This window comes from Virgibacillus halodenitrificans, from assembly GCF_001878675.1.
GTDB classification, from domain to species: Bacteria; Bacillota; Bacilli; order Bacillales; family Amphibacillaceae; genus Virgibacillus_Q; species Virgibacillus_Q halodenitrificans.
In genome coordinates this window covers 3771046-3795233 of the sequence record NZ_CP017962.1, presented here as the reverse complement: position 1 = coordinate 3795233, position 24188 = coordinate 3771046, and the positions used below count along the sequence as shown (strand labels likewise).

Sequence of the window (24188 nt, the reverse complement as noted above, 5' to 3'; positions counted from 1 at the left end):
AGAGCTATGAGTCTATTAAAATCTTAGTTAAACCATTGAACAGGTTCCGGCTGCGTATTGCGATAAATATGTTTTACCTCAGTATATTCCTCCATGCCTTCACGGCCAAGTTCACGGCCGATGCCTGATTGCTTATAACCGCCCCACGGTGCTTGGGCAAAATATGGATGGAAGTCATTGATCCACACGGTACCCATTCGTAAGCGTGCGGCAACAAAATCCGCTTTACTCAAATCCTGTGTCCAGACGGCACCAGCCAGGCCATAAATTGTATCGTTCGCTAGTTTGACAGCTTCCTCTTTCGTCTGGAAGGTTTCTACAGTTAGTACCGGCCCAAATACCTCTTCCTGGACAATACGCATATCGCTTGTGCAATTTGTAAATATGGTAGGTAAATAGAAAAATCCGTTTTGCAATGCATGATCATCCGGGCGCTTTCCTCCAACAGCCAGTTTAGCACCTTCTTTTTTGCCTATTTCCACATAGTTTTCCACTTTTGCACGGTGTTCTGCTGAAATCATTGGACCACTTTGTGTGTTTTCATCAAAACCATTGCCTAATTTGATTTGTTTCGTTCGTTCAATCAATGCTTCCACGAATTCATCATGGATGCTTTCTTCAATTAAAAGCCTTGATCCTGCAGAGCAAACCTGTCCTGCATGGAAAAATACCGCATTTAATGCCTGGTCAACAGCTGTATCAAAGTCAGCATCAGCAAAGACGATATTCGGATTCTTTCCGCCAAGCTCAAGGGCAATTTTTTTCACATTATGGCTTGCTGCCTGCATGATAGTTTTCCCTGTTTCAATGCCACCCGTAAATGAAATTAAATCAACGTCAAGATTGGCAGCTAATTCAGCACCCGCAGATTTTCCGGAACCAAGTACTAAGTTGGCAACACCTTTTGGTACACCAGCCTCTTCGATTAGTTCAAAGACTTTTACGGTCGTTAATGGTGTAATCTCACTCGGCTTCATCACAAGGGTGTTTCCTGCAGCCAAAGCTGGGGCAAGCTTCCATGCGGCTTGGAGTAAAGGGTAATTCCATGGCGTGATCTGGCCACAGACACCGACAGGCTCGCGAACAACCTTACTTTCACTGTTTGGTATCGGTGAGGCAATGACTTCGCCACCATCTTTATCTGCCAGACCCCCAAAATAAAAGAATACATTCGCAATGTCGGCCATATCTGCACGACTTTCTTCGACTGTTTTACCTGTATCCAATGTCTCGAGTTCAGCTAATTCCTCCAGATCGCGCTGGATTAATGCACCTATTTTATAAACGATCTCCCCGCGTTCGCTGGCAGGTAATGTACTCCAGTTGCCTTCATCAAATGCAACCCGCGCAGCTTGAATAGCTGCTTTTGTGTCTTCCGCATTTCCTTCTGCAGCTGTTGTAATAACTTCTTGATTGTAGGGGTTAATGATATTGCGTGTCTCTCCGGATTTGGCATGCAGCCATTCCCCATTTATATACATCTTCTGTAATTTCACATCATCACTCCTAAGCGATTCTATTGTTAAATTTGTTAAATAAAAATTTAATGTTCTTAATACATTAATACTAACAATACTCTCATTTACTTGTCAAATAAACGTGGAAAGGACTGTTGCTGCATTGGCAGCGCTATTTCTTTATAAAGAAATACCGTTGGTTAAATTTTTATTCATCTTGAAAAAGTGTAAAATTGTTTCATTACCTATATAGCAACAAGGAAAGAAGCTAAATGAATTATAGCGATTTGACAAATCAAAATTTTTCTTTAATGTATTAGATATAGATTTTTTGTTAAAAAAATATTTAATAAATTTATTTTATTTAATAAAAGGGAGGCGAGACAACGTATCATCTCATGTAATTTAAATACACACTTGGAAAAAAGGTGTTTTTTTACTGGATGTTAGCTAAAAACTAAAAGGGAAAGGTGTTTATAATTAATGAATTTTAAAAGAATAGGTCAATTATTTTTAATTACTATACTAATTTTTGTACTTGCAGCATGTGGATCAACTAGTGAAGATGCAGATTCGGATAGCAGTTCTGATGAATCAAAAGATAGCAAAGGGACAATTACGATCGGGCAGATTAATTGGCCTGAAAATATTGCAGTTACAAATTTATGGAAGACTATTTTAGAAGATAAAGGATATGAAGTTGAATTTAAACTGCTTGAAATGGGTCCACAGATGGCTGCATTAGCATCAGGAGATTTAGATATCGCACCGGAAATTTGGTTGCCGGTCCAGGATAAGAGTTATTATGAACAGTTTAAAGATCAAGCCAATTTCTTTGAAGAACCGTGGTATGAAAATGGTAGAGTTGGATTGGCTGTTCCAACATATATGGAAGATATAAATAGTATTGAGGACTTGAATGAAAATAAAGATAAATTCAATGGGGAAATAATTGGCTTTGAGTCTGGAGCAGGAACTATGTTGGTTACACAGGATGTCATTGATGAATATGGTCTTGAGTATGAATTAACAGCGAGCAGTACAGCGGCAATGATTTCATCTATTAAGAAGGCGGTTAAAGATAAGGAACCGATCGTTGCTCCACTATGGAAGCCACATTATATATTCTCTGAAGTGGATCTGAAGTTCTTAGAAGATCCGAAGAAAACCTTTGGTGAGGTAGAGAAAATTTATATGGCAACACGGGAGGAATTTGATGCAGATCATGAAAAGGTCAGTAAATGGCTGACAAACTTTAAACTGGATGATGAGCAGCTTGGTGATTTAATGATTAACATTCAAGAAAGTGAAGACAATCCGATTGAGGGTGCCCAAAAATGGGTGGAAGAAAATCAAGATGTCATTGACAATTGGATGAAGTAAACAGAGGCAAAGAGACGATACTCGATAAGGGGATCGTCTCTTTTGTGAAGGAGGAAGCCTTGAAGGCAGGGTAAAACTGGTGCCAAATTTCATTTGCTTCTTTGCCATACTAATTATAAAATAAAAGAAACGTTTAATTTATTATAAACGAACTAAATAACATGTCGCTATTTTACGATAGTAACTATTATAATAGAAGCTTCCTGACTCGCATGATATAAGGCAAATGCAATCTACAAAAAAGAGGTGCCACCATGGAAGGAAAACAGAATAATTTACCCAATGGAAATGCTAAAGAAAAGATTGACCAGGTTGAACACATGATGATTAATACAATCTCAGAAACAATGGATTTGTATGGCGTTACTCCTTCAGTAGGACGTTTGTATGCAACCATGTATTTTAAACATGAACCGATTACTCTCGATGAAATGAAAGACGCACTCGGTATGAGTAAACCAAGCATGAGTACTTCCGTCCGTAAGCTGCAAGAGATCAATATCGTTCAAAAGGTATGGCAGAAGGGCTCGCGAAAGGACTCCTTCATAGCTGAAAAGAATTTCTTCAATTACTTTACTCAATTTTATGGGATGAAGTGGGAACGTGAAGTGAGTATGTATTTGGCTAGTCTGAAGAAGGCCCAGGCACTACTTAAAGAGGTAATCGAGGATAGTGAGACAGATGAAGCATCAAGAGAAAAGGCTGAATTGGATTATCAGCAACTCGCAGATGCCATGGTCTATTATCGTTGGTTGGACAAGCTTACAAAGCTTACTAAATCCGGTGAAATATTTGATTATATACCTGTAGATGATGTGGATGAAGTGTAGTTATGGTGCGTGTCACTCACCGAATATAAACCCTTTAAACTATTAAGTTAGTTTGGAGGGTTTTGTTTTTAGTTTTAATATTGAGAAAGCAGCATACTTATTGAAGAGAAGAAACTGGGTGAAGAGGCAGTTGTTAAGGCTTACTTGACAACTGAAAAAGGTAGGAAGAATTACAAACCAAGGACTACATGAATTGATTATTATTCAATTAAAAGTGCTTTTTACATGTTACAACAAGTAATAGCGTTTAACCCCACCCCCAAAAGAGGAACTAACCAATAATACAAACAAAATCAACAAAGGAGCGATTATTATGTCTATTTTCTCCAACCAAGCACTAAAAAACGAACATGCACTCATCACTGGAGCAACTGGTGGCATTGGTGCGGCTACGGCAAAGACGCTTGCAGGGATGGGGGCTGCTGTGACGATTACTGGTAGAAATGAGGAGAAGCTGGAAAATGTTGCGGAGGATATTCGAAGCACACATCCTGATGCAAATATATGCAAGCAGCTTGCTGATCTTGGTAAAGATAGCGATCGGGAAACACTTGTAGAGCAGGCGGAGAAGGCTTGTGGGCCAATTACGTTACTTGTGAATAATGCCGGAATTGCGGGTGGCAGTACAGTGGATGGGCTGACGAAAGACAAGCTGGAGAGCATCATGGATATTAATTATACATCGACCGTTTTACTGACACAGCTTGTTTACAAGAAGATGCTGGAGAAGAAGCGTGGCGCGATTGTTAATGTATCCTCCCTGTCCGGTTTGCGTGGGACTCATGGGAATACTGCCTATGCAGGTTCCAAATTTGCGCTGATCGGCTTTACGCAATCGATGGCTGTGGAGGCGATTGAACATGGCATCCGAGTAAATGCAGTATGCCCGGGATGGGTGGATACAGCGATGGGTCAGCAGTCTGTAGAAAATAAAGCAGCACGTACCGGTACTTCCGTGGAAGAGCTGCTTCAGTCCTCTGTTCCTTCTGGACGCATGTCGGAACCAGAGGAAGTGGCTAATACGATTGCCTTCTTACTGACAGATGCAGCGGCGAATATTGTGGGTGAGTCTGTGAAAATCTCTGGTGGTACGGTAATGCGCTAGCAAGCCATCCGTATTTATTTTGTTCGCAAATCATTAATGCATTCGATACACTACAAGTTACTAGGCTATTTTGAATAATGGATATAAACGTAAAGACCTGGGTCTCACCTCGGGTCTTTGATATAAGGCTTTCTTTTCTTATTGGACACAGGGGAAAAGTCCCCTCTATTCATAGGGTAGAAATTTAACTAACTTGTGTCCATCCATCTTTACTAGCACCAGTGATAGCAAGCTATTCTGCTTAATTTAATTATTTAGTATGAAGTAACAATTGATTTAAATCCATTATTTTAATTTTCTTTTTCGGTAACTGTTTAATCAATCCGCGTTCTTCCAGAGTAGTAAATTTGCGGCTGATTGTTTCTGGTGTTGTACCAAGATACGAGGCTAAATCCTTTTTGGACATTGGTAAGGTAACTGTGGGACTATTGTCATTGCCCTTTTCAACATTTTCAGCCAAAAAAGATATAATACGGACTTCTACATTTTCGATCGCTACTTGAGTAGTTTGTTTTTCAGAATCCATCAAGCGTATTGTTACTTCTGAAAGTAGTTTTAATGAGATCTGGGGGTATTCCATTAAATATTTCTGTAAATCCTCTCGTTGTATTAAACAAATAGATGTATTTTGTAGTGCTTCCGCATAATTTCCATGAATACTTCCAGAATGAAAAATGGCCAATTCCCCTGTGAAATCACCCGGATTTAGAATGCGAACAAGTTGTTCTTTTCCAGAATCAGATAAGTGGTAAATTCTAACTTTCCCTGAATTGATAATATATAAGGCATCATCTTCCTCATCTGCACGGAATAATATTTCCCCTTTATGCAGATGAAGTGTCTTGGCAGATTTCGCAATTAAATCCATTTGTGAACCTTCTAGATGATTGAAAATGGGAACGCTTCGAATACATTCTACATGCCCTTGTTGGTGATGAGAACATTGATTTTGTTCCAAAATAATCTCTCCTTTCTATCTGAAGCCTAAGATAGTTTCTTAGGCTTCAGGTTCCATTCTTTTTATTAAATTAAGCGGGTTTAACCTTTGATTTTACAACTGGGTATCCTAGATTTTCAATTGCCTTTTCGATCTCGTTAATGGAGGTTTTTTCTGAATCAAAATCTGCTTTTACTTTGCTGGCATTGAATAATACTTTTAAGCTATCTTGATGAACTCCGTTTATTCCTTTCACCGCATTTTCAATCTTTTGAATACACGATGGACAAGATAAGGTTTCTAATTGAATAACTGCTTTTTCCATGAATTATTCCCCTCTCATCTTATATTTAATTGATTTTTTTTCTTATTTACAACGTTAGTATAGCTCAGATTCACCGAAATTTAATTGACGCAAATCAAGTTTTAATAAGAAAGGGGATTATTTTGTCCTTCCCACCTAAATAATCCACCTTTATCATTTGTTAAGCACGCGTTCTGTTAAAATCATTTTCTCTACGGTATCGAAGCAATCTCATACCATTCAAGATAACTACTAAGATACTTGCTTCGTGAACCAACATTCCGATTGACATATTCATCCATTCACTAAATAGTAAGCTTGTAAGTAAAATTAATACTACACCAATTGCTATTGTAATGTTCTGTTTCATGTTTCTTGAAGTTATTTTTGTTAAGCCTAATGCGTGTGGTAAACGACTAAAGTCAGAATTCATTAAAACGACATCCGATGTTTCAATTGCTACGTCTGTCCCACTTCCCATAGCAATTCCGATATTCGCTAAGGCTAATGAAGGACTATCATTTACTCCGTCACCAACAAAAGCAACGATTTGGCCTTTTGCTTGTAAATTTTCGATATATGCCGCTTTTTTTTCGGGAAGCATATGGCCGTGTGCTTCTGTTAACTTGAGTTCTCGAGCAACTAAATCCACAGTCCCTTGATTGTCTCCTGAAAGTACGACCAGATTTTTGACCCCAAGCATTTTTAAGCTTCGAAGAACTTTTCTAACACCTGGACGGATTTGATCTCGAATGCCCATCAGAATTTTTAATTCTCCATCGACCGCAGTTAGCACAAGGGAATCCCCGTTTTTTTCAAAGAGTTCAACATCTTTTTTAACTTTTTTGCTTAATTTTACATTTTCTTTTTCCATTAAAGCTACACTACCAACAGCGATACGATGAACCCCTATTTTTGCTACAATTCCTTCCCCTTTAATTACTTCTGTTTTCTCAACAGTAGAGAAAGTTGTCTTGCCAATATCCCGGAGGACAGCTTTGGCTATTGGATGGTCCGATTCACGTTCCACACTTGCTAAGTACCCTAGAATTTCTTCCGTATTGTCTCCATAAAATTCTTTTTCAACAACTTCAGGGTTTCCTACTGTCAACGTTCCTGTCTTATCAAAAACAATCGTATCTACTTTGCTAAAGTCATTGATAACTTCACTACCTTTTAGGAGGACACCATTGCGTGCACCGTTGCCAATACCGGCAACATTGGATACAGGTACCCCGATAACTAATGCACCTGGACATCCTAATACCAAGATAGTAATCGCCAGCTCACTATCACGACTGAAAAGCCAAACAATGAAGGAAAGCACTAAAACAGCTGGCGTATAGTATTTTGAGAAGCGATCAATAAACCGTTCTGCTTCTGATTTGGAATCTTGCGCTTCTTCAACTAATTCAATAATTCTACCAAATGTTGTATCTTCTCCTATACGGTCGGCTCGAATTTGTAGCGTTCCATTTTCTAAGATTGTACCTGCAAAGACTTCAGAATCAACCCTTTTTCTTACGGGGACAGACTCTCCAGTAATGCTTGCTTCATTTATGTGCCCTTCCCCTGTTAATACGGTTCCATCTACAGGGACTTTTGCTCCCGTTTTGACTAATAAAATGTCACCTTCATCTACATTATCGACATTAACTTCTTCATACTCTTTATTTTCCATTTGTTTTAAAGCACTTTCAGGCGCCAGATCTGTTAATTCTTTAATGGCAGAACGTGTCTTATTCAAGGTGCGTTGTTCCAAGTAAGAACCAAATAAGAATAAAAAGGTAACGATAGACGATTCTTCATAGTTTTGAATTAATAATGCACCAAGTACTGCAATGGTAACTAAAACATCAATACTGACAACTTTTACTTTTAATGCCTGATATGCTTGGATCATAATTGGCGCTACACCAAGTATAGATGCAACGATGAGCGACCAATTGAAAATAATCATGTTGTCTAAGACAAATCGTCCAGAAAATGCAAATATAATTAAAATTGCAATAATCATTGTAATGGAATTCTTTTTACTTAATATATATCTTTGCATGTTGATCCCCCCAATTTTGTTTTCATTTTTATCCCTCGTTGTTGACTCTAGTATAGGAGGTTTCTATGAAATAAAAATTGATTCGGATCAAGTTCTATTTTAAAAGTGAAAGATTATAAATCTAATTCAGAGGCTCCAGAAGAAAGCAGGTTAGTTATAAGTAACCCTAACACTAATAGAAATGCACAGTAGAAGTTTGTGAAGCAAAGTACTATTCAATCACTTTCCTTTAGTAGAGAGGGACTATATTTCAAAAAAAACAAGTTTGAATAAAACAGCTTTAGCGGAATTATATCAACTCCCACTCAAAATATTACGCTTCATGTTAAAATATTTATGAAGAAGGAAAACAGCATTAAAGCGTACCCTTTGAGTATTATTTACAAGTTCACAAGGAAGCTTCAAAAGAAGTAAAAAGCAATCCAGAAGTTTAGCCTCATCCCCAAAAGAGGAATTAACTAATAAAATAATATTTGTGAATAACTGAATATAACTAAGAAGCCCAATTAGGAGGTAAGCCTGTGAACATATTACTACTAGGAGCAACGGGGCGGGTTGGAAGTGCCCTGCTGGAAAAAATGCTGCAGGATGGCCATGAGGTTGTAACACTTGCCCGATCACCTGAGAAAATAACGGCTGATCACCCGCGTTTGCATGTCGTCCCGGGAGATGTATTGGATACGGAAGCATTGGAAAAAGCTATGACGCGTCTTTCCGTAGAAGCGGTAGTAAGTGCATTAAACACAGATAAAAATAATGTACTCTCCCGCTATACGCCAGCACTTGTTCAGCTTATGAACCATCATCATGTCAAAAGGTATATTGCCATTGGGACAGCAGGTATTTTAAACAGCAGGAAAAATCCTGACATCTATCGTTTTCAGTCCAATGAGTCAAAACGAAAATCCACGACTGCAGCAGAGGATCATTTAGCTGCATATCAGTTTTTACAGAAATCAGATCTTGACTGGACACTTGTTTGCCCAACCTATTTGCCTGATGGAGAAGAAATAGGGAATTATCGTATGGAAGCAGATGTGCTACCAGTGGATGGCAAGAAGATTTCGGTACAAGACACAGCTGCGTTTGCTTATAAACAGCTGACAGAGGGCAAATTTATCCGGAAACGTGTCGGAATTGCTTATTAGATTCCTATATCTCGAAAAAGAGGTTACGTGCTAATCAAAAGATTAGAAGGAAACAAGATGAGCAATGGAAGACAGTTCCCACCCTACCACAATTTTTTTTGCAAATAGAAGGAGGCAGACAATGACATATTGGCTAACAAATGTACGCATAGAAACCGGCTTTCATAAAGAGAATGGACAAGTGATTGGCACCGAAGCTGAATTAAAGCATGTGGTGATTGACGAAGGAAGCATTAGTAGAATCGTAGCCCTAGAGGAGCCGATTCCGGCGGATGTCGATGTGAAGGACGCGGAAGGAATGCTGTTACTTCCTTCTTTCATTGAAAAACATGTCCACTTGGATAAAACCTATATGGGAGATAAATGGAGAGCAAGCAGGCCGGCAAGTAGTGTCTTAGAAAGAAGTACGATTGAAAAAAATACGTTAGCTTCCATGCACACAACTACTGAGGAGCGAGCCAATGCGTTGTTGGAAGTTCTAGTAGCTGCAGGCTCGACCCATGTAAGGACACATGTGGATATATATCCAGAGGTCGGGCTGCAAAATCTCGAAGGTGTTAAGCGGGCACTTGCTAATTTTGACGGTAAATTCAGTTCAGAAATAGTGGCGTTTGCCCAGCATGGATTGTTGAGCAGTGGCACGGAAGAGTTAATGCGCGAGGCTGTAAAGAATGGTGCAAGTATTGTAGGCTCTGTGGATCCGGCGACAGTGGATCAGGATATAGAAAAATCATTGGTAACATTAATGGATATTGCAGTGGAAGGGAATGCGGCGATCGATATCCATTTGCATGATCCTGGACATCTGGGGAACTTCACGATGAAGCGACTTGCCTATTTAACCAAGCAAGCTGGATGGCAAGGAAAGGTAGCAGTGAGTCATGCATTTGGCTTGGGAGATGTTTCCGAGGAAGAAGCGATCGATATGGCCCATATTTTAAAAGATGCAGGCATATCTATCATTACAAGTCTGCCTATTGATCGAGGGGTCCCTGTATCTTTACTAGATGAGGTTGGAGTCGAAGTAGCCGTTGCGAATGATAACATTTTTGATTCCTGGTGGCCAACAGGCAATGGGGACTTACTTGAAAGAATCGGCCGCCTTGTTGAGACAAACCGATGGACAGATGAAGTGGCGCTTTCGCAAGCCTTACGTTATATAACAGGAGGTATTACTCCATTGAATCGTGATGGCAATCAAGCTTGGCCAAAGCTGGGAGTGGAAGCAAATATGGTCCTGGTTGATGCAAGCTGTTCAGCAGAAGCAGTTGCAAGACGTGCTGAGAGGAAGGCTGTGTTTTATCAAGGTAATCTGGCTGCTGGAGGGTTGGGTAAGCTATAACATACCAAGGGGAGCTAGATAGAATGGTAAAGCTATTACTACCTGTTTTATGTATTGCGTTGCTACTAGGCTGTCAGACTAACTATCAATCGACAGAGAACACCAAAAACCAGGAGGCAGAGGAGGAAAGCAATATGAAAGAGCAATACTTTCAAGCGGCTGAGCAGGGGGATGTTGCAAAGCTGAAAGAGGTAATCGAGGCTGGGATCGACATTAATGTTACGGATGATGAAGGACGGACAGCGGCAATGATTGCTACTTATGCGAACAAACCGGAAGCTGTTAAGCTCCTTATAGAAAAAGGAATTAATATTGATCTCCGGGACAATATGCAAAACAATCCATTTCTTTATGCAGGTGCAGAAGGTTATTTGGAAATTCTGAAGCTAACAATAGAAGCAGGGGCAGACCCAAGCTTATTAAACCGATATGGTGGTACGGCTTTGATTCCTGCAGCTGAACATGGTCATATTGATGTCATAAAGGAATTAGTTGAAAACACGGAAGTTGATGTAAACCATATAAACAATTTGGGTTGGACAGCCTTATTAGAACCGATTATTCTCAGCGATGGTGGAGAAAAACAACAGGATACCATTCAAATATTAATTCAACATGGTGCAGACGTGAATATCCCGGATAATGACGGCGTAACACCACTTGCCCACGCTAAAACGAAGAGATTTACAGAAATAGTTGAAATACTTCAACGTGCCGGTGCAGAATAGTTTTAATAAGAACTTACCTATAAGATTCAACACGAATATTTAGATAGTAATCGATTTGATTATTATCTAAATATTCATTATAATAAAAGTGGTTAAACATCCTCCGTACAGTCCTCACTTCGAAAAAGGAAGTGTTATAAATGCCCCTGAATATACCTTTACGACCAAACTCCTCATCGATAACAGTAATGGAAGATGCTGGTTTTTATAAACAAAAATCAGCAAACCAAGCTGGAAGAGAAAAATTATTGAAACATGTTCCTCTGGAAAAGTTAATGGATTTAAAAGTAGACTATGCTTTTAAACAGTTATTTGGAAGTGAAAAAAATAAGGATATAACTGTTGTATTTTTAAATGCCATTCTAAAAAAAACAGGTCGAAAAGTCATAAAAGAAATAGCATTCACCAGCACGGAGGCCAGAGGTGAATATGTAGATGACAAGCAGTCAAGGCTTGATTTTCTTGCAATAACAGATGACAATGAACGAATTAACGTGGAAATTCAGTTTACCAACAAATATGACATGGTAAAACGATCTGTCTACTATTGGGCAGGCGTCTACCGTAGTCCTTTGCAGAAAAGGATGAGCTACAAAGAATTACAGCCAGTGATTGCCATTAATATAATGAATTTCAATTTATTTCAACAGACAGATCGGTTTAATACAATGTATCATTTATATGAAGATGAGGAAAAATTTAAGTTGACGGATGTCATGGGATTTCATTTTATAGAAATGCCAAAATTAATAAGCGATTGGAAGAATGGTAAACTGGATCCATGGAACGATGTTTTAGTTAGATGGCTCTTAATGCTTGGTATGGTAGATTATCGAAATAAAAAGGTTTACGATGATATTTATCAAGAGTTGGAGGCGATTGCTATGAAGGATAAATCGGTGCGTGCTGCCTTTCAAAACTGGGAGCAACTCAGTATGACACAGGAAGAATATTTTGCTTATGAATCGCGTTTAAAGCAAATTAATGATGAAGAAGCGGCCCAGCGTGAAGCAGAACTCAGGCTGCAGGAAGCGAAAGAGAAGGCAATTAGGGAAGGAAGAGAAGAAGGTTTTGTCAAAGGATTAGAAGAAGGAAAAAAAGATGGCAGAGTGGAAGGAAAGCAAGAAGGATTAGCTAAAGGAATTGCGGAAGGAAAAGCGGAAGGAAAAGCGGAAGGAATCGCTGAGGGGATAAAAGAAGGAGAGAAATTCACAAAAGAGAAAATTGCGCGACGTTTATTAATGAATGACATGGATAGTGAAACCGTGGCAGAAACAACTGGGCTATCCATTGAACGAGTTATTCAACTTCAACGTGAAATATAGTCTAACTGTGAGTTAAATGTAAAAAGGAAATGAAATCTAATTAAGAATCTATTTCCTTTTTGTGTTATAAAAGTAAGCTGCCACATCTCAATTAATCTATATATCAGAAGATCTAGCTCGCCTTTTTCTAGTACTAAAGAAGGATATTGTATCTTTTTGTCGAATATAAAAAAGACACTAGATAAAAGGGGAATGGAGAATGAGTTGTGATATTTGTGCACCACAAGAAAAGGGATATACCGTATGTTTTTCAGATAAGCAAGATGCACAGCGACTTTTAAGTTATTTTAATAGCCTTCCAACAGTAAATTGGAAGAGGATAGATCCTGCAAACGTGTGGATGATCGAGTCCATCTTTTTTGACTTTATGGATTATGCGGAGGCGCATCTAGGTGAGAGACATATAGTTGCCGCTTTGGCAGATGTCCGCAAGCCGTTAAAGTATAAAACCCCTTTGAAACCAATTGCTCAATTTAAACAGGAGCGTGAAGCGAGCTGGATAGATGATGTAATACAAAACGAATCGATCGCTACCCATTATCAGCCAATCGTTAGTTGGACAACTGGTACATTAGAAATCGTAGGCCATGAATTATTGTCGAGGGGCTTGGACAACGAAGGGAAGATTATTCCTCCTTTTAAAATGTTTGAGGCTGCTAAGATTAGAAATCGTACATTCTCCTTGGATAGGGCATGCAGAATTACTTGTGTAAAAAATGCGGAAGCTGTGGGAGATAAGCTTATATTTATTAATTTTATACCTACAGCTATTTATGTACCGGAGCATTGCCTGGCAACTACGATTAAATTAATTGAAAAACTGCATATAAAGCCTGAACAGGTCGTTTTCGAGGTCGTTGAAACAGAACAGATAGATGATGTGGCGCATTTAAAATCGATCTTAAATTATTATCGGTCACACGGGTTTAAGTATGCGCTGGATGATGTGGGAGTAGGTTATAACGATGTTGAGATGTTATCCAATATGGAGCCTGACTTTGTGAAGTTAGCGATGGAGTATACAAATGGAGTGAGTCAGGACGCGCAAAAACAACATGTGGCAAAGTCTGTGTTGACAATTGCACATAATATGGGCGCAAAGGCATTGGCAGAAGGTGTAGAGCAGGAAGAGGACTTATTGTACTTAGCTGATATGGGATATGATCTATTCCAAGGCTATTATTTAGGAAAGCCAACTGCAGCCCCTGCAACAAGGATAGGAAAAAATGCAGTAAGCTAACATTTAATATAAAAGCTAGGTAAGACCAGATGTCTTGGCTAGCTTATTTCTTGCTAATCGCATCTCCTATATTTGCATTCTTCTTTTCTATTAGGGAAGGCTTCGCTCACCCCCATACTGTTTACATTTAAATCACTTTCAATCCCAGCAGTGTATTCAGCATGCCCGTTTACTGTTCCGTCAATTGCTATACCACCCATTTGACTCACATAAATATCGTTAATCTCCACTGATTTAATGTCTTCAAAGTTTTTAAAGAGATAATCTTCTACATTTTTCTTTGCTTTGTCTACATTAATCTCATCCTCAATTTCATTACCAGAGTTCAAATTACAGCTAGCTAATAGTATAACAAATGCTATAATAAAAAATATTTTTTTCATGTTATCCCTCCCAACGCTACTCCCTTTTAGAAAGGAGTAAAAAGATGACTATGAATGATAAACATTGAGGTAGCAGGTCACTATTGGTTACATCGAACAATTGACAGCAAACCTATAAATCTATGGTGTAGAAATCTTTAATGAGGGCATGGGAATGTCAATTGATAATGTTACCACTGAAAAAACTTGTACGTTCATTGCGCGCAACATCGTGGAAATGGCATTACAAGATGAGTTGGAAGGTTAATAATATAAGGAGACGCTTAGGCATCTTTTTTTGTTAATCACAGTCTCTTCCCTTTTCATTCTACTTTTCTGTTAGGGATGACTTCTACACTTCACCTAATTATAAGATTAATAATCACAAATTTTTTCTTTACATTCTTCTTTTACCTCAGGGAAACCCTTTGTTTCTCCTAAACTTTGAACGCTTAGTTCTTTGGGATCTACACTTGCCGAGAAATCAACCTTGTCATTTACAGTTTCCCGAATCATCAATCCACCCATTGGATCGCTAGTATCATTTGAAAATGTAATCTTATTCGTCGAGTTGAATATTGTTGATATTGGTATAGTTATTCACAAGGTAGCTTTCCACATTTGCTTTAGCATTTTGTATTGTCTGTTGGTCATACTCGTTTTCTTGTTCAGAATTCACCTTACAAACAGCTAGTAACAACATAATGAACAGAATAATAAGTAGTTTTTTCAAAAGCTTCGCCGTCTATCGTCATAGCACCCATGGGATTTATATACGGTTCTGTTAATTCAATAGATTGAACTTCTTTATAATTATTTTGAACGTAACTTTTTGTAACACTTTTTGCTTTAGAAATAGTTTCATCATCAAATGCATTTTTTTCAGAGTTCACATTACAACCTCCTAATAGTATAATAATGGAAATGAATAGAAATAAAGTAAGACCTTTCAATTTAAATCACCTCAATATAATTTATAAATGGGGGTATTTTTGTGGGCAATATAAAAGATTATGCAGCGAGGATTTCAGAAGAAACATATAATAATGCAGTTGAAACACTTGAAATAAAAAAGAGTACGGGCGAAATGTCTTATTGGAAAACAAAAGAAACCATCAATGACAAAGACACTGGGCTTCAAGGCTACGTTTTACAAAATCCTGAAACTGAAGAAGTAGTAGTCAGTTTTAGAGGCACCGAACTTCCGAGAATGGTGGAAAAGCAAGTGCCACAAGGATCTCCCTCTTAGGCTGCTCGCTTAGCTGGTGCCGGTGGAGGGGCCACTTTAAAAGATGGTAACATTGTGGAAATGACACCACAAGATGAGATGGAAGGTTAATAAATATAAGAGAGACGCTTAGGCGTCTCTTTATTGTTAATCACATCTTCTTTCTTTACATTCTTCTTTTCTGTTAGGGAAATCGTCACCCACAGCCATATTACTTACACGTAAATCACTTTCGATTCCTGCAGTGTATTTAGCATGACCATTCACTGTACCATCTACTGCTATACCACCCATAGGGTCGATATAAATATCTTTGATTTCCACAGACTTAACATCTTCGAAGTTATTAAAAAGATATGATTCAACGTTTTCCTTTGCTTTGTCTACATTTATTTCATCCTCAATTTTATTGTCAGAGTTCACATTACAGCCCCCTAATAGTATAATTAATCCTATAATTAAAAAAATTTTTTTCATGTTATCCCCCCCCCAACGTTCCCCCTTTTAGAAAGGAGTAAAAAGATGGCTATAAATGATCAATTAGCAAGTAGAATATCTGCTAGGACCTATGTGGACAATGTTAACGAAGTCTATTATGAAGCAAGAAACGGAAAAGCGTCTGCTTGGTCAACAGTTGACACCATTCAAGATAAAGACACCGGACTCAAAGGGTATGTTCTACAAAACCCAGATACGGAAGAAGTAGTGATCAGCTTTAGAGGTACAGAACTTCCTAAAGTTGAGAAAAAGCAGGTAGAACAGAAATATGTAGGATCTCCCTCTCAAGACGCTCGCTTAGCTGGTGCCGGCGGCGGTGCCACTTTAAAAGATGGTAACATTGTTTATGATGGCAATAGCATCACAGGTATTGATAAAGCTGAAAAAGATCTAACAGAAGATATTCAAGGTATTGTTTTTGGTGATCCCAATTATACCAAAAAAGATATGGAACAACAGAGTATATAGCATCACCTTCTCAAGATGCTGCTTTATCAACTGGTAAAGCAAAATTAAACTCCAACGAAAAAACCATCACCTATGTAAACAAAAACCAATTTACAGAATCAGAAAAAATAATAGCTGACACCGTAAAAAAATATGGAGCAGACAACATTACTTTTGTTGGGCATTCACTTGGAGGTGGTTTGGCTCAGTATTATGCAGTTAAACATGATTCCAATGCAATCACATTTGCTGCAGCTGATGTTTATTCTTTATTGTCCGAGGAAGAACAGCAAGAGGTTGCTAAAGGGAAATTTAAAGACAACATTATATCTTACACATATCCAGACGACTTTGTGGGTACTTTTTATAACGATTCCATTGGTTCGGTCTACTATATGTCTGAGCCCAAAGATAGTTCGAAAGGAATTAGTACACATAAGATTAAAAATTATATGGTTGAAGACTTGTATGATAAAGAAGGATATTTTTTACCCAGCACCCTTTATGATGAAAAAATTCATAGACAATTAGCTTCTTCGCCATTAAAAATGAAGAACAAAGGGGTCGAAAATTTTTACATTCGTATTCAGGGTAGTCTCATGGCGGCGTATGTTAAAGAATTGGAAGGCAGCTCTGAACTAATCGAAGCAACACGAAAAGCGCTGGTGAATTTTCTTGATTATTATGTGGAATCAATGACCGAGTTAAAAAATACATATCTAGCTAAAGTAGGCACTGGTCAATACGATAAATTGAGTACAGCGCACGTCAATGAATATTTCGCAGATTACACTAACATCGACGAAGAAGGAGGTCCTATGCTGTTAGACATCGAAGAATTTGAAGGATTAATGTCTATGATAGGAAAAGCCTTGTCGGATACAGATGAGATCGCCTACCATATGGAAAAAATGAGCAATGATTTTAACAAAGCTGATACACAGCTTGCTCAGTGGTTGCAATTAAAAAAGTAAAAGTGTGGTGATACGATGGACGATTTAACTGAAGGGTGGGAGGATTTTTGGGAGACGCAAAGCCAAAAGAAAGAATTAAAATCAAACATCAAAGCTGACCTGGAGACAAAAGCAGCCTTTTTTAAAGCTTATCTACAACACTGTTATGCCTTGCACTCTCTATCTGAAAAACATAGAGGAATTTTAAGTAAGATAGAAAACAGCTTTGATGGGGAAGCGAATGAAGCTTTAGGACTTCGCTTTGAAGAGAATAGTAAACAACTGGAACAATTAGATAAAATGTATGAGAATGTGAAAGATAGCATAAAGACTAAATCGGGTTTCTGGTAAAATCGAATCTATATCCTCCGCAACTACCTTGCTCAATAATAAATAGATGAGAGATTTTTGATAGCTGAAATTACTTTTACATACAAGTTAGACAAGACAGAAGAACAATTCTTGGCTAGCTTATTTTTGTTTAAAATAGAAAACTTCTAATGACTAATTATACATTTAACACGGACAATATTTCTGACGAATTAAAGCTAAATAGTCTCTATCAATAAACCCAATCATGGAACATGAAAAAAGACTGTTTATCTATCTTTCTATCCTTAAATAATACAGAATTCTCGAAATATATCATCTACTATGCTATCATTATAAAAATAACCAAAAAAGCAACATAATTCATGCTAGATTCAGAGGGCATACGAATTCTACTAATTTCAGCCAACAATCAAGGAGGAAACAGGATGACAGTAACGACTGACAGCAATGCATTACTTCGACGAGATGTGAATATGCTCGGCAGTATTTTGGGGGAAATTTTAGTACTCCATGGTGGCAAGGAGCTATTTGACAAAGTAGAAACAATTCGGGAAATGACGAAAAGTATTCGTAAAACATATGATGCGGATACGTATCAAACACTAAAAAATGAAATTAGCACACTACAGCCGCCTATGAGACAGCAGGTGATTAGAGCTTTTTCTATTTATTTTCATTTAATTAATATTGCGGAACAAAATCATCGTATTCGCCGGAGACGCGAGTATTTATTGAAGGAGGAGGAGAGTCAGTCCTTCTCTTTGGAAAAGACAGTATCCAACGTGAAAAACTATGACCTCACAAATGAGGATATTCAGGACGTACTTAATGAATTATCTGTGGAACTAATTATGACAGCACATCCAACAGAGGCGACCAAGCGTACCGTGTTAGAAATCCAAAAACGAATTTCTGAAATTTTACGGAAGTTAGACAATCCACAAACAACAAAAAATGAGCGCGCATATGTGGAGGAAAGTTTATTTAATGAGGTTACAGCATTATGGCATACAGATGAACTGCGCCATCGGAAGCCTGAAGTGCTTGATGAAGTGAAAAACGGTCTTTATTATTTTGATCAAACACTATTCCATACTTTACCAGACGTTTTTCAGGATCTGGAGATGCAGCTACAATCCCAAATTTCTGAGGAGGACTGGAAGGTACCAAACTTTATTCAGTTTGGGTCGTGGATTGGCGGTGACCGGGATGGTAATCCAAATGTAACGCCAGAAATTACGTGGAAGACGTTGGGGATGCAACGGGAGCTTATTTTGAAGAAATACGATAGCACCATTGTTGATCTAATGAGACGTTTTAGTCAGTCAAGTGAACGTATTACCATTAACCCTCAATTTATTGAAAAGGTAGAGCAAGAGGAGGGTACCTATTTAGTAGATAAAGAGAAATGGCCAGTGAAGTCCGAGGTATATCGCCGTAAGTTTGCCATTATTTTAAAGCGGCTACGGGAAACAGGAAAAACGGAAAACGGCTATCAGTTTTCGGAGGAGCTGGCAAATGATCTTATTGAAATTAAGGAGCATGCAGAGGCACATCTGCCGAAACCAAAAAAGCTGAAGACGCTTCGTAAAGCAATTCGCCAGGTGCAGATGTTTGGTTTCCATCTGGCAACCCTTGATGTGCGGAACCATAGTGGGGAGCATGAAGCTGCTATTCATGAGATTTTGAAGGCAGTACATGTCACAGATGATTATTCTAACTTGACCGAAGAGGAAAAGCAGAAAATTCTTCTCGAGGTTCTAAATGATCAACGCCCATTACTACTGTTTGATGGCAGTTATTCTGAGGCAACACAAAAGATGTTGCGTGTATTCCGGATGATTAAAAAAGCCCATGAAGAGTTTGGTAAGCGTGCAATTGAAGTTTATTTAATTAGCATGACAGAAGCACCGAGTGACCTATTGGAAGTCATGGTACTAGCTAAAGAAGCGGGTATCTATCGACTTTATCCGGATGGAAGTGTAGAAAGTGACATTGATGTTGCACCACTTTTAGAGACAATTGATGATCTGATTGCTGGTCCGAAAATTATGCAAACATTATTCGATACAGATGTATATCGGAAACAGCTCCAATCACGCGACAGACGTCAGGAAATCATGCTCGGCTACTCGGACGGAAGTAAGGATGGCGGTACATTAAGTGCAAACTGGCGATTATTTAAAGCACAGTTGGAAATTCATAATACAGCAAGAGAATATGATATCCGTCTGAAGTTTTTCCATGGTCGTGGTGGTTCATTAGGCCGCGGGGGCGGTTCTTTAAATACAAGTATTCTTTCCCAACCAATGGAAACCTTGGGCGATGGTGTAAAAATTACGGAGCAAGGGGAAGTACTTTCCTCCAGGTATTTACTTGAAGATATCGCCTATCGTAATCTGGAGCAAGCTGCTGCAGCCTTATTTGAAGCGTGTGCCAAGGTGTCCAGTTCTTCTGACCAGGTTGAACTGCGTCAAAAAGAATGGGAGGATGCCATGGAGGCTATTTCAGAAAAATCCCTAAGAAAATACCAATCGCTCGTGTTTGGCGACCCTGACTTTCTGACGTATTTCAATCAGGCAACTCCATTAACAGAGTTAGGTGCTTTAAATATTGGTTCACGACCAATGAGCCGGAAAAACAGTCAGCGTTTTGAGGATTTGCGGGCAATTCCGTGGGTATTCGCCTGGACGCAATCCAGACATATGCTCCCTGCTTGGTATGCAGCGGGAACAGGTTTGCAATCCTTCATTGAAGAGAATGGAAGTAACTTAGAAATTTTGCAAACAATGTATAAGGAGTGGTCCTTCTTCCATTCCACTATTAATAACTTACAGATGGCCTTGATGAAAGCTGATATGAAGACTGCGAAGGAATATTTAGAGTTGGTAGAGGATCCTGTGTTGGCAAATCGGATTTATGAAGATATTGCCGAGGAGTATGAACGTACGAAGAAGGCGCTGCTGCAGATTTCCGGAAACGAAGAGCTGCTAAGTCACACGTCTAATATAAAAGAGTCCGTGCATCTTCGTAATCCATATGTTGATCCACTTAATTTCCTGCAGGTTGATTTGATCCAAAAGCTAAGAGAAACGTCAAATCCATCCGAAGAACTGGTGACAGAAGTGTTACTTACAATTAATGGTGTTGCTGCAGGTTTAGTGAATACAGGTTGATAAATAAAAACAAGCTGGTAATGATGCCAGCTTGTTTTTTAATGTAAATAGAAGTATTGCTTGTTGTAGAAATGATAGATTGTCCTTTTAACCCCGCTTCATTAACGGATCCAATACCATATCTGCAGATACACGAATGGGATACAATCCCTTGGCATTCCACAGTGTAATTCCTTGAGATAGAGATATATAGTAAGCTGCCAGCTCCATTTCATCCCCATCACGAAAAAGACCAGTCTGTTGTCCTTCAGCTATAATTCTGCCAATCCCTTTTAATGCCGTCGTATATTGGTCGATAATTTGTTCTTTTGTATCCTGAGAAAGGAAATCGGCTTGCATTGCCTCCATAAGAAGCATGTGCCGGTCTAATGCCACATCAAAATCTCCCTTAAATGTAAGCTCTGTCAACCAGCGTAGCTTGTCATATGGTGTACCGTTATTACTTTCTGCCTCTTCAACCGCTTGGCTAAATAATTCCAGTACATTTGTAATGAGTGCAACATAAATCTCTTCCTTGGATTTAAAATAATGATATAGCAATCCGTGACTGAGATTGATGGAGGAAGTTATATCGCTTATTTTTGTGCCTGCAAATCCTTTACGGGCGAAGATCTTTAATGCAGCATTACTAATTTCCTCATATCGTTGATCACGTATCTTCTTAAATTGTTCTTCACTTCTAGCCATTCTTTTTGCCTCACTTTATTTAAAACATGTAACTATAATGCATTTATTATAGCATTAGTGGAAAAATAAAAGGAGCTTCAACTAAAAATCGCTTTATTTTTCTAATTTGCCACTAAAATTTATTGATTGATTTGTTAGTCAATACATTATATGATGGATATGCAAATAATATATTTAATGAAAAAGGGGAGATATAAATGGGAAAATTACAGGGCAAAGTAGCAATAATTACTGGCGGCGCTGGTGGTATTGGTAGCGGAATGGCAACAGCTTTTGTTAAGGAAGGTGCAAAGGTTGCTATTGTCGATCTTAACGAAGAAGCAGGCCAGAAAACAGTTAAAAAACTTCAGGAGTACCAACCGGAATGTATGTTTATCCAAGCAAATTTAATGGAGCATGATAAGCTTGCGGGAGTAGTTAAGCAGGTTGCAGATCAATTGGGTACGATTGATATTCTTGTAAATAATGCACACGCATCCAAAATGGCTTCAATTGAAGATATAACTCAAAAAGAAATGGATCTATCCTTTAATACAGGATTTTATCCAACATTCTACTTTATGCAGGCAGCACTTCCTTACTTAAAGGAAACAAAAGGAAAAATTATTAACTTCGCATCAGGCGCTGGAATTAAAGGCGATGTGAACCAAGGATCCTATGCAGCTGCAAAAGAGGCTATTCGCGGAATTACACGTGTTGCTGCGAATGAGTTTGGTCCATATGGTATTAATGTAAATATTATTTCTCCGATTGCTAAATCTGAAGGAATGATTCAATGGGCAGAGGCTAACCCGGAATATTATCAAAGAATGCTTTCCGGTATTCCATTAAGAAGAGCAGGCGAAATTGAAGCAGATATCGGTAGAGTAGCAGTTTTCTTAGCAAGTGAGGATTCAGATTATATTACAGGGCAAACGATTATGGTGGACGGAGGATCCATCCAGCTTCGTTAAATAATAAAACATTGATCCACAAGTCTGATAAAACAGGCTTGTGGATTTTAAAGGGAGAATAAACTATGCGGGGAACAAAAGGGAAGATTCATTTTGCATGGTGGGTCTTATTAGGCTTATCGATTATGATTGGACTGGCACGTGGAGGAATAAATAATGCTGGTGGATTGTTTTTGGCACCAGTATCACAGGATTTAGGGATCGGAATTGGAAACTTAACTATCTATCTTAGTATTTCTTCCATTGTAACAATGTTTTTCTTACCATTGGCAGGTAAAATGATGGCTAAATATGACATTCGCGGCCTTTTGATTATTGCTATTATCCTACAAGCAGGCTCGTTTGCACTATTTGGCTTGATGGATTCTGTGTGGGGCTGGTATGTGCTTTCTGTGCCGATGGCTTTTGGCGCAATTTTTGTTACGACAATGGCAGGTCCTGTATTAATTAATCGTTGGTTTAAAGAAAAAAATGGACTGGCAATGGGTATCATGATGGCAGCGGTTGGCTTGTTTGGTGCGTTCATTCAACCATTAGCCGGAAGCTTAATTGGAGAGCAGGGCTGGCGTCAAGCTTACATCATCTTAGGTGTGGCGGCGATTATTATCGTAGTTCCTGTTATATTATTGTTTATTAGAAAGAAGCCAGAAGAAAAAGGCTTGTTACCATATGGCATGCTTCAGGTGCCAGAGGGTGAAAAGCAGTCTCAGCCTGCAGAGCGTGGGGTAACCATGGCGGATGCTAAGAAATCATTGGCATTTTACTCCATGCTTCTGTTCCTGTTCTTTATGACAGCAATTGGCAGCTTTGCACAGCATATTGGACCATATGCGATGGGAATCGGCTACGAGGTTGATTTCGCAGGAAAAGTAATGGGTGCATTCATGGTAGGTATGCTCGTTGGAGCTCTTGCGTTTGGCTTTATGTCAGATAAAATTGGAGCGAAAAATACTGCTATTATCTCTATGCTAAGTGGAATTGTAGCTGTTAGTTTATTAATCTTTGTCCCAGGAAATGCGGCTATCTTCACATTAGCAATTGGTATTTTTGGTTTTGTAACAGCATCCATTGGAACATTGGGACCATTGCTAACGTCTTCTATATTTGGTAATAAAGAATATAGTCAAATCTATGCATCTATTGGAATTGGTTTAGCAGTAGCTGGTATTGTGGCATTGCCTGGTTATGGTTATGTTTATGATTTAACTGGAAGCTACACACTTGTATTGTATACCATTATTGCAATGCTAATTATTAATATTGTCCTTGTTACGCTTGCTTTCAAAGGAAAGAAAAAGCTGGAGGATGAAGGATTGTATAATTAATAGATACGAAAAAAACGCAGATATGAAGTCTGCGTTTTTTTGTTCTAGTATATATGTTGAGGTTATTCAATGGTTCGAAAAATAGATAAAAACTCCGAAGTAACTTTCGTGTTTAGATTATATAAATTAACTATGTTGCTGGAAAGCTCATTGAAGTAGTTGAAGAGGTAAGCCCGATTGATTTCCGTTGCATGCGGACGCTTTCCGCCGGCATGGCTTCAGCCGCTTCCTCCGCTACGCTACGTCCAGGGTCTTCAGCTCATGCTATTCCGGCAGGAGTCGCCGCACTCCACTCCAATCAATTCTTACACAGCACATTCTGGGTGTATGCGAACACAGTTTTTCTTCGTAGATATAATAATTAATAGTAG

General features: G+C 38.6%; 24 protein-coding genes. 15 read left to right on the top strand and 9 right to left on the bottom strand.

Annotated elements, in window-relative coordinates:
• Positions 1 to 23 precede the first annotated feature (23 nt).
• The gene (gene betB, locus BME96_RS18710; protein WP_071650066.1) at positions 24 to 1481 is read right to left on the bottom strand and encodes a betaine-aldehyde dehydrogenase; all 1458 of its coding nucleotides are present in this window, start codon (positions 1479 to 1481) and stop codon (positions 24 to 26) included.
• 459 nt (positions 1482 to 1940) lie between these two features.
• On the opposite strand from betB, the gene BME96_RS18705 reads away from it, so the two are divergent.
• From BME96_RS18705 to BME96_RS18695, 3 genes are all read left to right on the top strand, one after another.
• Positions 1941 to 2840: a glycine betaine ABC transporter substrate-binding protein gene (locus BME96_RS18705; RefSeq protein ID WP_071649892.1), complete on the top strand. Its 900-nt coding sequence runs from the start codon at positions 1941 to 1943 to the stop codon at positions 2838 to 2840.
• A 254-nt stretch (positions 2841 to 3094) separates the two neighbouring features.
• Positions 3095 to 3670 (top strand): choline uptake/conversion transcriptional regulator CudC, encoded by a 576-nt coding sequence (gene cudC, locus BME96_RS18700; protein WP_071649891.1) that lies wholly within the window; start codon positions 3095 to 3097, stop codon positions 3668 to 3670.
• A 313-nt stretch (positions 3671 to 3983) separates the two neighbouring features.
• On the top strand, positions 3984 to 4775 hold the full coding sequence (locus BME96_RS18695) for an SDR family NAD(P)-dependent oxidoreductase (protein ID WP_071649890.1): 792 nt from the start codon (positions 3984 to 3986) through the stop codon (positions 4773 to 4775).
• Between the two features lie 250 nt (positions 4776 to 5025).
• Here the strand turns inward: BME96_RS18695 and BME96_RS18690 are convergent, their stop codons facing one another.
• The 3 genes from BME96_RS18690 to BME96_RS18680 all read right to left on the bottom strand — a co-directional run bounded on the left by BME96_RS18690 (position 5026) and on the right by BME96_RS18680 (position 8072).
• A complete protein-coding gene (locus tag BME96_RS18690) occupies positions 5026 to 5733 on the bottom strand; it encodes a Crp/Fnr family transcriptional regulator (RefSeq protein ID WP_071649889.1) in 708 nt (235 codons plus the stop codon).
• 70 nt (positions 5734 to 5803) lie between these two features.
• The gene (locus tag BME96_RS18685; protein ID WP_019375851.1) at positions 5804 to 6037 is read right to left on the bottom strand and encodes a heavy-metal-associated domain-containing protein; all 234 of its coding nucleotides are present in this window, start codon (positions 6035 to 6037) and stop codon (positions 5804 to 5806) included.
• A gap of 160 nt (positions 6038 to 6197) precedes the next feature.
• Complete coding sequence (locus tag BME96_RS18680; protein ID WP_071649888.1) at positions 6198 to 8072, bottom strand: heavy metal translocating P-type ATPase; 1875 nt, start codon at positions 8070 to 8072, stop codon at positions 6198 to 6200.
• Between the two features lie 521 nt (positions 8073 to 8593).
• Here BME96_RS18680 and BME96_RS18675 point away from each other — a divergent pair.
• The 5 genes from BME96_RS18675 to BME96_RS18655 all read left to right on the top strand — a co-directional run bounded on the left by BME96_RS18675 (position 8594) and on the right by BME96_RS18655 (position 13855).
• A complete protein-coding gene (locus BME96_RS18675; RefSeq protein WP_071649887.1) occupies positions 8594 to 9220 on the top strand; it encodes an NAD(P)-dependent oxidoreductase in 627 nt (208 codons plus the stop codon).
• 121 nt (positions 9221 to 9341) lie between these two features.
• Positions 9342 to 10562: an amidohydrolase gene (locus BME96_RS18670; protein ID WP_071649886.1), complete on the top strand. Its 1221-nt coding sequence runs from the start codon at positions 9342 to 9344 to the stop codon at positions 10560 to 10562.
• 23 nt (positions 10563 to 10585) lie between these two features.
• Entirely contained in the window at positions 10586 to 11290 is a 705-nt protein-coding gene (locus tag BME96_RS18665) for an ankyrin repeat domain-containing protein (RefSeq protein WP_408068404.1), read from the top strand.
• Between the two features lie 140 nt (positions 11291 to 11430).
• On the top strand, positions 11431 to 12615 hold the full coding sequence (locus BME96_RS18660; RefSeq protein WP_083547522.1) for an Rpn family recombination-promoting nuclease/putative transposase: 1185 nt from the start codon (positions 11431 to 11433) through the stop codon (positions 12613 to 12615).
• Positions 12616 to 12814: 199 nt separating this feature from the next.
• A complete protein-coding gene (locus tag BME96_RS18655) occupies positions 12815 to 13855 on the top strand; it encodes an EAL domain-containing protein (protein WP_071649885.1) in 1041 nt (346 codons plus the stop codon).
• A 53-nt stretch (positions 13856 to 13908) separates the two neighbouring features.
• On the opposite strand, the gene BME96_RS18650 is transcribed toward BME96_RS18655, so the two are convergent.
• From BME96_RS18650 to BME96_RS18645, 3 genes are all read right to left on the bottom strand, one after another.
• On the bottom strand, positions 13909 to 14238 hold the full coding sequence (locus tag BME96_RS18650) for a membrane lipoprotein lipid attachment site-containing protein (RefSeq protein ID WP_060678605.1): 330 nt from the start codon (positions 14236 to 14238) through the stop codon (positions 13909 to 13911).
• A gap of 354 nt (positions 14239 to 14592) precedes the next feature.
• The gene (locus BME96_RS19710) at positions 14593 to 14733 is read right to left on the bottom strand and encodes a hypothetical protein (RefSeq protein ID WP_156036073.1); all 141 of its coding nucleotides are present in this window, start codon (positions 14731 to 14733) and stop codon (positions 14593 to 14595) included.
• A 164-nt stretch (positions 14734 to 14897) separates the two neighbouring features.
• Positions 14898 to 15110: a hypothetical protein gene (locus tag BME96_RS18645; RefSeq protein WP_071649884.1), complete on the bottom strand. Its 213-nt coding sequence runs from the start codon at positions 15108 to 15110 to the stop codon at positions 14898 to 14900.
• 101 nt (positions 15111 to 15211) lie between these two features.
• On the opposite strand from BME96_RS18645, the gene BME96_RS18640 reads away from it, so the two are divergent.
• Positions 15212 to 15466, top strand: coding sequence for a hypothetical protein (locus tag BME96_RS18640; RefSeq protein ID WP_060678609.1), 255 nt, complete (start codon positions 15212 to 15214; stop codon positions 15464 to 15466).
• Between the two features lie 126 nt (positions 15467 to 15592).
• Here the strand turns inward: BME96_RS18640 and BME96_RS18635 are convergent, their stop codons facing one another.
• A complete protein-coding gene (locus tag BME96_RS18635; protein ID WP_060678610.1) occupies positions 15593 to 15868 on the bottom strand; it encodes a hypothetical protein in 276 nt (91 codons plus the stop codon).
• 99 nt (positions 15869 to 15967) lie between these two features.
• Between BME96_RS18635 and BME96_RS18630 the strand changes: the two genes are divergently transcribed.
• The 4 genes from BME96_RS18630 (at position 15968) to ppc (ending at position 20852) form a co-directional block, all read left to right on the top strand.
• Complete coding sequence (locus BME96_RS18630; RefSeq protein WP_060678611.1) at positions 15968 to 16411, top strand: hypothetical protein; 444 nt, start codon at positions 15968 to 15970, stop codon at positions 16409 to 16411.
• A complete protein-coding gene (locus BME96_RS18625; protein WP_156036070.1) occupies positions 16408 to 17364 on the top strand; it encodes an alpha/beta fold hydrolase in 957 nt (318 codons plus the stop codon). The genes BME96_RS18630 and BME96_RS18625 overlap by 4 nt, the downstream gene beginning before the upstream one ends.
• Positions 17365 to 17379: 15 nt before the next feature.
• A complete protein-coding gene (locus tag BME96_RS18620; RefSeq protein ID WP_071649881.1) occupies positions 17380 to 17694 on the top strand; it encodes a hypothetical protein in 315 nt (104 codons plus the stop codon).
• A gap of 407 nt (positions 17695 to 18101) precedes the next feature.
• On the top strand, positions 18102 to 20852 hold the full coding sequence (gene ppc, locus BME96_RS18615) for a phosphoenolpyruvate carboxylase (RefSeq protein ID WP_071649880.1): 2751 nt from the start codon (positions 18102 to 18104) through the stop codon (positions 20850 to 20852).
• Between the two features lie 87 nt (positions 20853 to 20939).
• Here the strand turns inward: ppc and BME96_RS18610 are convergent, their stop codons facing one another.
• Positions 20940 to 21539 carry a TetR/AcrR family transcriptional regulator gene (locus BME96_RS18610; protein WP_071649879.1) on the bottom strand — a complete coding sequence of 200 codons (600 nt, stop codon included), beginning with the start codon at positions 21537 to 21539 and terminating at the stop codon, positions 20940 to 20942.
• A 197-nt stretch (positions 21540 to 21736) separates the two neighbouring features.
• On the opposite strand from BME96_RS18610, the gene BME96_RS18605 reads away from it, so the two are divergent.
• Together BME96_RS18605 and BME96_RS18600 are read left to right on the top strand one after the other, a co-directional pair.
• Positions 21737 to 22492 (top strand): SDR family NAD(P)-dependent oxidoreductase, encoded by a 756-nt coding sequence (locus BME96_RS18605; RefSeq protein ID WP_060678616.1) that lies wholly within the window; start codon positions 21737 to 21739, stop codon positions 22490 to 22492.
• Between the two features lie 65 nt (positions 22493 to 22557).
• The gene (locus BME96_RS18600; RefSeq protein ID WP_071649878.1) at positions 22558 to 23817 is read left to right on the top strand and encodes an MFS transporter; all 1260 of its coding nucleotides are present in this window, start codon (positions 22558 to 22560) and stop codon (positions 23815 to 23817) included.
• The last annotated feature ends 371 nt before the right edge of the window (positions 23818 to 24188 follow it).

Excerpts from the sequence above, each read along its gene's own strand:
- betB (WP_071650066.1), bottom strand. The coding sequence starts at position 1,481 with ATGTATATAAATGGGGAATGGCTGCATGCCAAATCCGGAGAGACACGC.
- BME96_RS18705 (WP_071649892.1), top strand. The coding sequence starts at position 1,941 with ATGAATTTTAAAAGAATAGGTCAATTATTTTTAATTACTATACTAATT.
- cudC (WP_071649891.1), top strand. The coding sequence starts at position 3,095 with ATGGAAGGAAAACAGAATAATTTACCCAATGGAAATGCTAAAGAAAAG.
- BME96_RS18695 (WP_071649890.1), top strand. The coding sequence starts at position 3,984 with ATGTCTATTTTCTCCAACCAAGCACTAAAAAACGAACATGCACTCATC.
- BME96_RS18685 (WP_019375851.1), bottom strand. The coding sequence starts at position 6,037 with ATGGAAAAAGCAGTTATTCAATTAGAAACCTTATCTTGTCCATCGTGT.
- BME96_RS18680 (WP_071649888.1), bottom strand. The coding sequence starts at position 8,072 with ATGCAAAGATATATATTAAGTAAAAAGAATTCCATTACAATGATTATT.
- BME96_RS18670 (WP_071649886.1), top strand. The coding sequence starts at position 9,342 with ATGACATATTGGCTAACAAATGTACGCATAGAAACCGGCTTTCATAAA.
- BME96_RS18665 (WP_408068404.1), top strand. The coding sequence starts at position 10,586 with ATGGTAAAGCTATTACTACCTGTTTTATGTATTGCGTTGCTACTAGGC.
- BME96_RS18660 (WP_083547522.1), top strand. The coding sequence starts at position 11,431 with ATGCCCCTGAATATACCTTTACGACCAAACTCCTCATCGATAACAGTA.
- BME96_RS18655 (WP_071649885.1), top strand. The coding sequence starts at position 12,815 with ATGAGTTGTGATATTTGTGCACCACAAGAAAAGGGATATACCGTATGT.
- BME96_RS18650 (WP_060678605.1), bottom strand. The coding sequence starts at position 14,238 with ATGAAAAAAATATTTTTTATTATAGCATTTGTTATACTATTAGCTAGC.
- BME96_RS19710 (WP_156036073.1), bottom strand. The coding sequence starts at position 14,733 with ATGATTCGGGAAACTGTAAATGACAAGGTTGATTTCTCGGCAAGTGTA.
- BME96_RS18630 (WP_060678611.1), top strand. The coding sequence starts at position 15,968 with ATGGCTATAAATGATCAATTAGCAAGTAGAATATCTGCTAGGACCTAT.
- BME96_RS18620 (WP_071649881.1), top strand. The coding sequence starts at position 17,380 with ATGGACGATTTAACTGAAGGGTGGGAGGATTTTTGGGAGACGCAAAGC.
- ppc (WP_071649880.1), top strand. The coding sequence starts at position 18,102 with ATGACAGTAACGACTGACAGCAATGCATTACTTCGACGAGATGTGAAT.
- BME96_RS18610 (WP_071649879.1), bottom strand. The coding sequence starts at position 21,539 with ATGGCTAGAAGTGAAGAACAATTTAAGAAGATACGTGATCAACGATAT.
- BME96_RS18605 (WP_060678616.1), top strand. The coding sequence starts at position 21,737 with ATGGGAAAATTACAGGGCAAAGTAGCAATAATTACTGGCGGCGCTGGT.
- BME96_RS18600 (WP_071649878.1), top strand. The coding sequence starts at position 22,558 with ATGCGGGGAACAAAAGGGAAGATTCATTTTGCATGGTGGGTCTTATTA.